7 protein-coding genes are annotated in these 12,452 nt (G+C 51.1%); all 7 read left to right on the top strand.

Annotation, left to right across the window (positions count from 1 at the left end; all coding sequences use genetic code 11):
* Positions 1-105: 105 nt before the first annotated feature.
* Complete coding sequence (pdhR, locus tag PCO85_19265; GenBank protein ID WJV53281.1) at positions 106-870, top strand: pyruvate dehydrogenase complex transcriptional repressor PdhR; 765 nt, start codon at positions 106-108, stop codon at positions 868-870.
* 138 nt (positions 871-1,008) lie between these two features.
* Complete coding sequence (gene aceE, locus PCO85_19260; GenBank protein WJV53280.1) at positions 1,009-3,672, top strand: pyruvate dehydrogenase (acetyl-transferring), homodimeric type; 2,664 nt, start codon at positions 1,009-1,011, stop codon at positions 3,670-3,672.
* Between the two features lie 14 nt (positions 3,673-3,686).
* Positions 3,687-5,570: a pyruvate dehydrogenase complex dihydrolipoyllysine-residue acetyltransferase gene (aceF, locus tag PCO85_19255; protein ID WJV53279.1), complete on the top strand. Its 1,884-nt coding sequence runs from the start codon at positions 3,687-3,689 to the stop codon at positions 5,568-5,570.
* Between the two features lie 231 nt (positions 5,571-5,801).
* A complete protein-coding gene (gene lpdA, locus PCO85_19250; GenBank protein ID WJV56143.1) occupies positions 5,802-7,226 on the top strand; it encodes a dihydrolipoyl dehydrogenase in 1,425 nt (474 codons plus the stop codon).
* Between the two features lie 313 nt (positions 7,227-7,539).
* Positions 7,540-8,712: an alpha/beta fold hydrolase gene (locus PCO85_19245; protein WJV53278.1), complete on the top strand. Its 1,173-nt coding sequence runs from the start codon at positions 7,540-7,542 to the stop codon at positions 8,710-8,712.
* 466 nt (positions 8,713-9,178) lie between these two features.
* A complete protein-coding gene (gene acnB, locus PCO85_19240; GenBank protein WJV53277.1) occupies positions 9,179-11,776 on the top strand; it encodes a bifunctional aconitate hydratase 2/2-methylisocitrate dehydratase in 2,598 nt (865 codons plus the stop codon).
* 132 nt (positions 11,777-11,908) lie between these two features.
* A complete protein-coding gene (yacL, locus tag PCO85_19235; GenBank protein ID WJV53276.1) occupies positions 11,909-12,271 on the top strand; it encodes a protein YacL in 363 nt (120 codons plus the stop codon).
* Positions 12,272-12,452 lie beyond the last annotated feature (181 nt).

Raw genomic sequence — 12,452 nt, 5'->3', positions numbered from 1 at the left:
AATGACTGTATGGACAGAAGGTGAATACTTTGTTACTTTAGCGTCACGTTTTTTGGAATTGGTATTACCAATTTACTCTGCGCTTTCCGCTGAGAAGAATTCACCATGGCATATAGCAAAATCCGTCAACCCAAATTGTCAGATGTGATTGAGCAACAGCTGGAGTTTCTGATCCTTGAAGGAACCCTACGTCCCGGCGAGAAACTTCCCCCGGAGCGTGAGCTGGCTAAGCAGTTCGATGTCTCCCGTCCTTCTCTGAGAGAAGCTATACAGCGTCTGGAAGCCAAAGGACTGCTTTTACGCCGTCAAGGCGGTGGTACTTTCGTGCAGACCAACCTCTGGCAGAGTGTTAGCGATCCGCTGGCAGAATTACTGAGCAATCACCCCGAATCACAATTCGATCTCCTCGAAACTCGTCATGCGCTTGAAGGCATTGCTGCTTACTATGCTGCATTGCGCGGCACAGAGTCGGATTTACAGCGTATCCGAGATTGTCATGCCTTGATTGAAAAGTCTCGGGAAGCGGGTGATTTGGAGGCGGAGTCAGAAGCCGTTATGCACTATCAGATCGCCGTCACCGAAGCCACTCACAACGTGGTACTGCTGCATCTGCTGCGCTGTATGGGGCCGATGCTGGAACAAAATGTGCGGCAAAATTTTGAATTGCTTTATCTGAGCCGGGAAGTTTTGGCGAAGGTAAGCAGCCATCGCGCCAGAATTTATGAGGCGATTGTTGCCCGTGAGCCAGAACAGGCGCGCGAAGCATCACACCGTCACCTGGCGTTTATTGAGGAAATATTGCTGGATCTTAACCGGGAACATAGTCGGCGCGAACGATCACTGCGTCGTCTCCAGCAACGCAAGGATTAAGTGCCCTATTTGGGGTTCTGTATGCGATAACCAAGACGAAGGGCCTGTCTTCCTGCGCTTTTTTCCATCGCAGGTTCAGAGTGTAAGAAGACAGGCTCCAGATAACTCAACTGATTAGAAACAGATAAGGAATAAACCATGTCAGAACGTTTGAATAATGACGTGGATCCGATCGAAACACGCGACTGGCTACAGGCGATCGAATCGGTTATCCGTGAAGAGGGTGTTGAACGCGCTCAGTTCCTGATTGATCAGGTACTTTCCGAAGCGCGTAAAGGTGGCGTCAAAATGGCTGCCGGCAGTGCAGTAAGCCAATATGTGAACACCATCAGCGTGGACGATGAGCCGGAATATCCTGGCAACCTTGAGCTGGAGCGTCGTATTCGTTCTGCTATCCGCTGGAATGCGATCATGACGGTACTACATGCTTCGAAGAAAGATTTGGAGCTCGGTGGTCACATGGCGTCATTCCAGTCTTCTGCCACGTTCTACGAAGTGTGCTTTAACCACTTCTTCCGCGCCCACAATGCGCAGGACGGTGGCGATTTGGTGTATTTCCAGGGTCATATTTCTCCAGGCATCTATGCCCGTGCCTTCCTGGAAGGCCGTCTGACAGAAGATCAGATGAATAACTTCCGTCAGGAAGTCCATGGTAATGGCTTGTCTTCTTACCCACATCCAAAATTGATGCCGAATTTCTGGCAGTTCCCGACCGTATCCATGGGGTTGGGGCCTATCGCGGCTATTTACCAGGCTAAGTTCCTCAAATATCTGGAACATCGTGGCCTGAAAGATACATCTAAACAAACCGTCTATGCGTTTCTGGGCGATGGTGAAATGGATGAGCCGGAATCCAAAGGCGCCATCACCATCGCTACCCGTGAAAAACTGGATAATTTGGTGTTCTTCATCAACTGTAACTTGCAGCGTCTGGATGGCCCGGTTACGGGTAATGGCAAGATCATTAATGAACTGGAAGGTATCTTCGGTGGTGCCGGCTGGGAAGTTATCAAGGTTATCTGGGGTGGCCGTTGGGATGAACTGTTGCGTAGAGATACCAGCGGTAAGCTGATCCAACTGATGAATGAAACCGTTGATGGTGATTACCAGACCTTTAAATCCAAGAATGGCGCTTATGTGCGGGAGCACTTCTTCGGTAAATATCCGGAAACCGCCGAACTGGTGAAAGACTGGACTGATGATCAGATTTGGGCGTTGAACCGTGGTGGTCACGATCCGAAGAAAGTCTATGCCGCTCTGAAGAAAGCGCAGGAAACCAAAGATAAACCGGTCGTTATTCTGGCACATACCATTAAAGGCTACGGTATGGGTGACGCGGCTGAAGGCAAGAATATTGCCCACCAGGTTAAAAAGATTAACATGGACGGCGTGCGCTATTTCCGTGACCGCTTCAATGTGCCGGTCAGTGATGAAAACATCGAAAAGCTGCCGTTCCTGACATTTGAAAAAGACTCCGCAGAGTACAACTATCTGCACGAACGTCGCCAGGCTCTAGAAGGTTATTTACCGACTCGTCACACTAAGTTTACCGAAAAACTGGAATTGCCGACGATGGAAGATTTCAGTTCTCTGCTGGAAGAGCAGACCAAAGAAATCTCTACCACTATCGCTTTTGTTCGTGCTCTGAACGTGATGCTGAAGAACAAATCGATCAAAGATCGTCTGGTTCCGATTATCGCTGATGAAGCCCGTACTTTCGGTATGGAAGGTCTGTTCCGTCAAATCGGTATCTACAGCCCGAATGGTCAGCAGTATACTCCGCAGGACCGCGAGCAGGTCGCTTACTACAAAGAAGACCAGAAAGGTCAGATTCTGCAGGAAGGCATCAATGAACTGGGTGCTGGCGCATCCTGGCTGTCGGCGGCAACGTCTTACAGCACCAACAACCTGCCGATGATTCCGTTCTACATCTACTATTCCATGTTCGGATTCCAGCGTATCGGGGATCTGTGCTGGGCCGCCGGCGACCAACAGGCTCGTGGCTTCCTGATCGGCGGTACTTCTGGCCGTACGACGCTGAATGGTGAAGGTCTGCAGCATGAAGATGGTCACAGCCACATTCAGGCGCTGACCATTCCAAACTGTATCTCCTATGATCCGTCTTATGCCTATGAAGTCGCGGTGATCATGCATGATGGTCTGGTTCGTATGTACGGTGAAACGCAGGAAAATATCTATTACTACATCACCACACTGAACGAAAACTACCACATGCCAGCCATGCCGCAAGGTGTGGAAGAGGGTATCCGCAAGGGTATTTATAAACTGGAAACGGTTGAAGGCGGCAAAGGTAAAGTTCAGTTGCTGGGTTCAGGTTCTATTCTGCGTCATGTGCGTGATGCCGCTCAGATTCTGGCGAGCGACTTCGGTATCGGCTCTGATGTTTATAGTGTTACATCCTTTACTGAACTGGCCCGTGATGGTCAAGATTGTGAACGCTGGAACATGTTGCATCCGACGGAAACCCCGCGCGTACCGTTCATTGCCCAGGTCATGAATGATGCACCCGCTGTCGCTTCCACCGACTATATGAAACTGTTTGCAGAACAGGTACGTACCTACATCCCGGCCAGCGATTATCGCGTACTGGGTACTGACGGTTTTGGTCGTTCCGACAGCCGTGAGAACCTGCGCCACCACTTCGAAGTGGACGCTTCCTACGTGGTAGTTGCAGCATTGGGTGAACTGGCTAAACGCGGTGAAGTTGACGCTTCTGTAGTGGCTGAAGCCATCAAGAAATTCAGCATTGATCCTGAAAAAGTTAACCCGCGTCTGGCATAAGAGGTAAAGATTACATGGCTATCGAAATCAACGTACCGGATATCGGTGCAGATGAAGTTGAAGTCACCGAAGTGATGGTGAAAGTCGGCGATAAAGTTGAAGCAGAACAGTCGCTGATCACGGTAGAAGGTGATAAGGCTTCTATGGAAGTCCCTTCACCTCAGTCGGGCGTGGTTAAAGAGATCAAAGTGGCGGTGGGCGACAAGGTTGCTACCGGTAAATTGATTATGATTTTTGATTCTGCTGACAGTGCTGTTGCGGCTGCACCCGCCAAAGTCGAAGAGAATAAAGCAGCGGCTACACCGGTTGCTGCGACTGCCAGTGTCGCCAAAGAGGTTGAAGTACCAGACATCGGTTCGGATGAAGTTGAAGTTACCGATGTGATGGTGAAGGTGGGTGACAAGGTTGAAGCGGAACAGTCTCTGATCACCGTAGAAGGCGACAAAGCTTCGATGGAAGTCCCGGCACCATTTGCCGGTATCGTGAAAGAAATCAAGATAAGCACTGGCGACAAAGTGAAAACCGGCTCGCTGATTATGGTTTTCAACGTGGGTGGCACGGCGCCCGTCGCTGCTGAGACTGCCTCGGCGGTGGTCAGTAGTGTTTCCGCAGCAAAAGATGTGAATGTGCCTGATATCGGCGGTGATGAAGTTGAAGTTACCGAAGTGATGGTGAAAGTGGGCGACAAAGTGGCCGCTGAACAGTCACTGATCACTGTGGAAGGCGACAAAGCCTCTATGGAAGTCCCGGCGCCGTTTGCCGGTATCGTGAAAGAAATCAAGATAAGCACTGGCGATAAGGTGAAAACCGGTTCGCTGATTATGATCTTTGAAGTTGAAGGTGCAGCTCCTGCTGCTGCGTCGGCGGCGAAGAAAGAAGATACGGCACCGGCGGCTAAAGCAGAGAAAGTTGCTGCCCCCGCGGTTGCCAACGCGGACAGCAAGGGCGAGTTTGCCGAAAACGACGCTTATATTCATGCCACTCCGGTTATCCGTCGTTTGGCGCGCGAATTTGGCGTCAATCTGGCGAAAGTGAAGGGGACCGGCCGTAAAGGTCGTATCCTGCGCGAAGACGTTCAGGCGTATGTGAAAGACGCGGTGAAACGCGCTGAATCCGCTCCTGCCGCTGGTGCTGGTGCTACCGGTGGCGGTCTGCCTGGTATGCTGCCGTGGCCGAAAGTGGATTTCAGCAAGTTTGGTGAGATTGAGGAAGTTGAACTGGGTCGTATCCAGAAAATATCTGGTGCCAACCTGAGCCGTAACTGGGTAATGATCCCGCATGTTACGCAGTTCGATGAAGCTGATATCACTGAAGTAGAAGTATTCCGTAAACAGCAGAACCTGGAAGCCGAGAAGAAGAGACTGGACGTGAAAATCACGCCGCTGGTCTTCCTGATGAAAGCCGCTGCCAAAGCGCTGGAAGAATTCCCACGTTTCAACAGCTCTATTTCTGAAGATGGTCAGAAGCTGACACTGAAGAAATATATCAATATCGGCGTGGCGGTTGATACACCGAATGGTCTGGTGGTTCCGGTATTCCGTGATGTTAACAACAAAGGCATCATTGAATTGTCCCGCGAACTGGCGATTATCTCCAAGAAAGCTCGCGATGGTAAGCTGACCGCATCTGATATGCAGGGTGGCTGCTTTACTATTTCCAGCCTTGGCGGCATCGGCGGAACGGCGTTTACGCCGATCGTCAATGCACCGGAAGTGGCTATTCTGGGCGTGTCAAAATCGTCCATGAAGCCGGTCTGGAACGGCAAAGAGTTTGCTCCGCGTCTGATGTTGCCGCTGTCACTGTCCTTCGACCATCGTGTCATTGATGGTGCTGCGGGTGCACGTTTCGCCGCATATATCAGTACGATAATGGCAGACATTCGTCGTCTGGTGATGTAACGGTAAAGGCTGGCTCTGTGGCCAGCCTTTTTGTTAACGTCAGTGCCGCAGGTCGGAGCATGCTCTCCTGCGGCGGTTGAGACACTGTTCACCCGAACATGCTTTGCAGATTATTAACAATTCTGTAAACTGCTGGCGGTGGAAGCGTCCCGGTGGATGAAGGGCGTGCTTGAATTAACTCGCCATAAAAATGACGTCTGACCCGCCGGACAAACAAAACAAGAGGTCATGATGAGTACTGAAATTAAAGCTCAAGTGGTGGTGCTTGGCGCGGGTCCTGCAGGATATTCTGCAGCATTCCGTTGCGCAGATTTAGGTCTGGACACCGTACTGGTAGAACGTTATGCCACCCTGGGTGGTGTGTGTCTGAATGTAGGTTGTATCCCCTCGAAAGCATTACTGCACGTAGCCAAAGTCATTGAAGAAGCCAAAGCGCTGGCGGAACACGGCATTGTGTTTGGTGAACCGCAGACTGACATCGACAAAATTCGGACCTGGAAAGAAAAAGTCATCAACCAGCTGACGGGTGGTCTGGCTGGTATGGCGAAAGGCCGTAAAGTTAAAGTGATTAACGGTCTGGGTAAATTTACCGGCCCGAATACGCTGGTTGTCGATGGTGAAAACGGCAAAACTACCGTTAATTTCGATAACGCCATTATCGCGGCAGGTTCCCGTCCGATTCAGTTGCCATTCATTCCACATGAAGATCCACGCATATGGGATTCTACTGATGCGCTGGAGCTGAAAACCGTTCCAGGACGCATGCTGCTCATGGGCGGCGGTATCATCGGTCTGGAAATGGGTACTGTTTATCATGCTCTTGGTTCACAGATCGACGTGGTTGAAATGTTGGATCAAGTCATTCCGGCAGCGGATAAAGATGTCGTTAAAGTGTTTACCAAACGCATCAGCAAGAAATTCACCCTGATGCTGGAAACCAAAGTGACCGCTGTCGAAGCCAAAGAAGATGGTATCTATGTCACAATGGAAGGCAAAAAAGCGCCTGCCGAACCACAGCGTTATGACGCGGTGCTGGTAGCGATTGGTCGTGTACCAAATGGTAAACTGCTGGATGCAGGTCAGGCTGGCGTGGAAGTCGACGATCGTGGTTTCATTCATGTCGACAAACAGATGCGTACCAACGTACCCCACATCTATGCTATCGGCGACATCGTAGGCCAGCCTATGCTGGCGCATAAAGGTGTGCATGAGGGACATGTGGCAGCTGAAGTTATCGCTGGCAAGAAACACTATTTCGACCCGAAAGTCATCCCGTCCATTGCCTACACTGAACCAGAAGTGGCGTGGGTGGGCTTGACCGAGAAAGAAGCCAAAGAGAAAGGCATCAGCTACGAAACCGCAACTTTCCCATGGGCAGCCTCTGGACGTGCTATTGCGTCTGACTGCGCAGATGGTATGACCAAACTGATTTTCGACAAAGAGACCCATCGTGTTATTGGTGGTGCGATTGTCGGTACTAACGGTGGTGAACTGTTGGGTGAAATCGGTCTGGCGATTGAGATGGGTTGCGATGCGGAAGATATCGCACTGACTATTCATGCGCACCCGACGTTGCATGAATCTGTTGGTCTGGCAGCCGAGATTTTCGAAGGCAGCATTACTGACTTGCCGAATCCTAAAGCAAAAAAGAAATAAATTTTTCCATCTCTGATACCGGTCACTTAGGCTGAATTTCAGGGAGAAGCCATGGGAGAGGTTCCCAAAGGGATACCTCATCCTGTGGGCCACCCCGAGTACCTGGGCATTTAAACGATCGACATTCCCCGTATCGCTGTCTGAAGCCTGGGACGCTCCATTAAGCATTTCATATTCTATCCGGCACATGTTGCCGGATTTTTTTCTACCTATATCGCAGAATTTCACTTCTCTTCCGCCGTTCTTATTTCTGTCAATTACAATCAACTCCCTATAAAAGAAACATTGTTTTATTTTTATGGTGAGAATAATAATGAAACTGAACCGATTACGTAACACCCTCTGTTTGCTGACAATGTGTCTGGTAAGTTCTTCACTGATGGCTAACGACAAGGATTACCAAACCTCCGCGGTTACTGAAGACGCGTTGCCAACGTTCTATCCGCAACTCAAGCAGCAGATGACTTATTCAGACTCTTGGCTGTCTGGGCACGATAAGAATTTCAGTCAGTGGAAAGTACAGTCACGAAATAAGGTTCGTACATTGTTACTGACGCCAGATTCCAGTAAAGCGTTTGATCCGCAAATGGTGGATCAACAGGATCGCGGCAGTTATAAAGCTGAAAAAGTGGCATTTAATCTGACAGACGAGAGCCGAGTGCTTGGACTGCTACTCATCCCAAAAACACCTGGCCCTCATCCGGCAGTGATTTTGCTGCATGACCATGGCGCGAAGTTTGATATCGGCAAAGAGAAAATGATTAAGCCATGGGGGGATGAAGCACAACTGACGTCGGCGCAGGCATGGGCAGATAAATATTTTACTGGCCGATTTGTGGGTGACGAACTGGCCAAGCGTGGTTATGTGGTGTTGGCAGTGGATGCCATTGGCTGGGGTGATCGTGGGCCGTTGAAATATGAACAGCAGCAGGCGTTGGCCAGTAATTTCTTCAATCTGGGACGTTCACTGGCGGGAACGATGGCGTATGAAGATATGAGAACGCTTGACTTCCTTGCCTCGCTGAAACAGGTCGACCCGCAACGTATTGGCATCGTAGGTTTTTCGATGGGCGCGTACCGTGCCTGGCAATTGGCGGCGTTGTCTAACAAAGCCGCCGCAACAGTAGCGGTTTCCTGGATGGGAACCTACGAAGGGTTGATGACACCAGGCAACAACGTATTGCGTGGTCAGTCGTCGTTTTACATGCTACATCCAGGATTATCATCCTATTTCGATTTCCCTGATGTGGCCAGTATTGCTGCTCCCAAACCGATGTTGGTCTTCAACGGTGGCAAGGATAAACTCTTCCCCGTCAGCGCGGTAGAAGACGCTTATGACAAAATGCACCGAGTCTGGCGTTCACAACATGCCGACGACAAGCTGGAAACACGTATCTGGCCGGAATTAGGGCATGTGTTTTATCAGGAGCAGCAGGATGTGGCTTTTCAATGGTTGGATCGTTGGCTGATGCCGGAGAAAAAGTAGTCACTTCTCTGGAGAGAAATTCTCTGTATATCGGCGTAGTTTGACACTGCATTTTCAGTCAGTCCTCAGAATGATGAGGGCTGACATTGGCGGCAATACCAGGTGGTGCCATATTGCGGACATAGTCGAACTATCTCTTTCTTAACTCATTGTTATTTTGAGTTTCTTTTGCTTTTTAGCGAAACACTTCTTTTGTCTTTTATATGCTAGAGCGGCCTGCAAATTACGTGCTATTCTGGCAATACAGACAGTAACAATAGGGTCATATTGAGACGTGAATCGATTAAGTAACAAAACAATGTTGCTATTATGTGAATGAATTAACAATCAATTCAAATCCTGATATGCTCAACAGGCTGGACCGGACACTCTGACCCTACATCCACACGCTTACATTCAGGCATGGACATCACAACCGGAAGCAGAGCGCCGGGTTAATTAAGACAATGAGAGCGAGGAGAAAGTCGTGCTAGAAGAATATCGTAAGCACGTAGCCGAGCGGGCTGCACAAGGGATCGTTCCTAAACCATTAGACGCCGCACAGATGGCGGCATTGGTGGAATTGCTGAAGAATCCTCCCGCTGGTGAAGAAGCATTTTTAGTCGATCTGTTAGTCAATCGCGTTCCGCCGGGTGTTGATGAGGCGGCCTACGTCAAAGCGGGTTTCCTGGCCGCCATCACCAAGGGTGAAGCTGTGTCTCCCCTTATTACGCCGGAAAAAGCCACCGAACTGTTGGGTACCATGCAGGGTGGATACAATATTCATCCACTGATTGACGCGCTGGAAAACCCCACGCTGGCGCCCATCGCCGTCACGGCGTTGTCTCACACCCTGTTGATGTTTGACAACTTCTATGATGTGGAAGAGAAAGCCAAGGCTGGTAATGCTTACGCCAAACAGGTGATCCAATCCTGGTCGGAGGCCGAATGGTTCCTGTCTCGCCCGGCGCTGGCAGAAAAAATTACCGTGACCGTTTTCAAGGTGACGGGAGAAACCAACACTGATGACCTGTCTCCGGCACCGGATGCCTGGTCCCGTCCCGACATTCCGCTGCATGCTCTGGCGATGTTGAAAAATGCCCGTGACGGCATTGAGCCGGATCAACCCGGCGTGGTGGGGCCCATCAAACAGTTGCAGGCGCTGGATCAGAAAGGGTTCCCGCTGGCTTATGTGGGCGATGTGGTGGGAACCGGCTCGTCCCGTAAATCGGCCACCAATTCGGTGCTGTGGTTTATGGGGGACGATATTCCCAACGTCCCGAACAAACGCGCCGGTGGCGTGGTGCTGGGGGGTAAAATCGCGCCGATTTTCTTCAACACGATGGAAGATGCGGGTGCATTACCAATTGAAGTCGATGTTGCCAAACTGAATATGGGCGACGTGATCGACATTTACCCCTACAAAGGGGAAGTGCGTCATCATGATACTGATGCGCTGTTGGCGACCTTTGAGTTGAAAACCGACGTGTTACTCGACGAAGTGCGTGCCGGTGGACGTATTCCGTTGATTATTGGCCGTGGGTTGACCACCAAAGCCCGCGAATCGCTCGGATTACCGTCCAGCGATGTCTTCCGTATCGCCAAAGCGGTCGCCGCCAGCAGCAAAGGCTTCTCGCTGGCGCAGAAAATGGTGGGGCGCGCCTGTGGCGTGGCCGGTGTTCGTCCGAACGAATATTGCGAACCGAAGATGACGTCGGTGGGGTCGCAGGACACTACCGGTCCGATGACCCGTGACGAGCTGAAGGATCTGGCCTGCCTTGGTTTCTCGGCGGACCTGGTGATGCAATCTTTCTGTCATACCGCCGCCTACCCGAAACCGGTTGATGTCACCACACACCATACGCTGCCCGATTTCATCATGAACCGTGGCGGTGTGTCGCTACGTCCCGGTGACGGTATCATCCACTCCTGGCTGAACCGGATGCTGCTGCCGGATACGGTCGGTACCGGAGGGGATTCGCACACCCGTTTCCCGATAGGCATTTCTTTCCCGGCGGGGTCGGGGCTGGTGGCGTTTGCGGCGGCGACAGGCGTGATGCCGCTGGATATGCCGGAGTCGGTACTGGTGCGTTTCAAAGGCAAAATGCAACCAGGTATCACGCTGCGGGATTTGGTGCACGCGATCCCTTATTACGCCATTCAGCAGGGGTTGCTGACTGTCGAGAAGAAAGGCAAGAAAAACATCTTTTCCGGCCGTATTCTGGAAATTGAAGGGTTGCCGGATCTCAAGGTCGAGCAGGCGTTTGAACTGGCGGATGCGTCTGCCGAGCGTTCGGCGGCGGGTTGCACCATCAAACTGGACAAGGCGCCGATCATCGAATATCTCCACTCCAACATCGTCTTGCTGAAGTGGATGATTGCCGAAGGTTATGGCGACCGTCGCACGTTGGAGCGTCGCATTCAGGGGATGGAAAAATGGCTGGCGGAGCCGACGTTGCTGGAAGCGGATGCGGATGCGGAATACGCCGCGGTGATCGAGATCGATTTGGCGCAAGTCAAGGAGCCGATCCTGTGTGCGCCGAACGATCCGGATGACGCCCGCCTGTTATCTGATGTGGCGAACAGCAAGATTGATGAAGTGTTCATCGGCTCTTGCATGACCAACATCGGCCATTTCCGGGCGGCGGGGAAATTGCTGGATCAGCATAAAGGCCAGTTGCCGACCCGGCTGTGGGTGGCACCACCGACACGGATGGATGCCGCGCAGTTAACGGAAGAAGGCTACTACAGCGTGTTTGGCAAGAGTGGCGCGCGGATTGAAATTCCCGGTTGCTCGCTGTGCATGGGGAATCAGGCACGAGTGGCGGAAGGGGCGACGGTAGTGTCCACGTCGACGCGTAACTTCCCGAACCGTTTGGGTAATGGCGCGAATGTCTATCTGGCGTCAGCGGAGCTGGCGGCGGTTTCCGCCCTGTTGGGCCGTTTGCCGATGCCGGAAGAGTACCAGACCTACATGGCACAGGTGGACAAAACCGCGAACGATACCTATCGTTACCTGAATTTTGACCACTTACAGCAGTATACGGAAAAAGCGGATGCGGTGATCTTCCAGACCGCCGTTTAAACCGTTATAGTTATGCCCGCATAAAAGGGAGGCCGTTTGGCCTCCCTTTTTTACTGTCAATTTGCGGGCTGTCACTACGGCATCTCCGCCTGGTAGCTACACTGACTATTGCGTACTCACAGGAGAATCATCATGGACTATGAATTTTTACGCGATCTGACTGGTCAGGTAATTGTCAAAATGTCGATGGGGCATGAGGCAGTTGGGCATTGGTTTAATGAGGAAGTAAAAAGTCAGTTGGTACTCCTGGACGAGATTGAAAATGCGGCGCGTGATATCGCTGGAAGTGAACGCCAGTGGCAGCATATCGGGCATGAGTACACATTATTGTTAGACAGTGAAGAAGTCTTGATTCGTGCAAATCAGCTTGAACTTGATGGTGATGAGATAGAAGAAGGTATGAGCTATTACGACGAGGAAAGTCTGTCGCTGTGTGGGCTGGATGATTTTCTCGATCTGGTTGTGAAATATCGGGCGTTTGTGCAAAAAAGTTGAAATATCCGATAGTAATATAGTGCGAAGTGTAACCTCACAAGAAAGGTCGGGTAGTCGGAAAATAGCAAGAGTATGGCACCAGAAGAAAGCCGAGTGTAGCGGGCTGTTGTCAGTGTTGAAGCGTTGAGATCGTGGGCCACAAACCACACTTATTGTGGCACGACTGGTGTAGTTAATGGCA

This window comes from Prodigiosinella aquatilis (genome assembly GCA_030388725.1).
Lineage (GTDB): Bacteria > Pseudomonadota > Gammaproteobacteria > Enterobacterales > Enterobacteriaceae > Prodigiosinella > Prodigiosinella aquatilis.
This window is presented reverse-complemented; position numbering and strand designations above follow the sequence as displayed.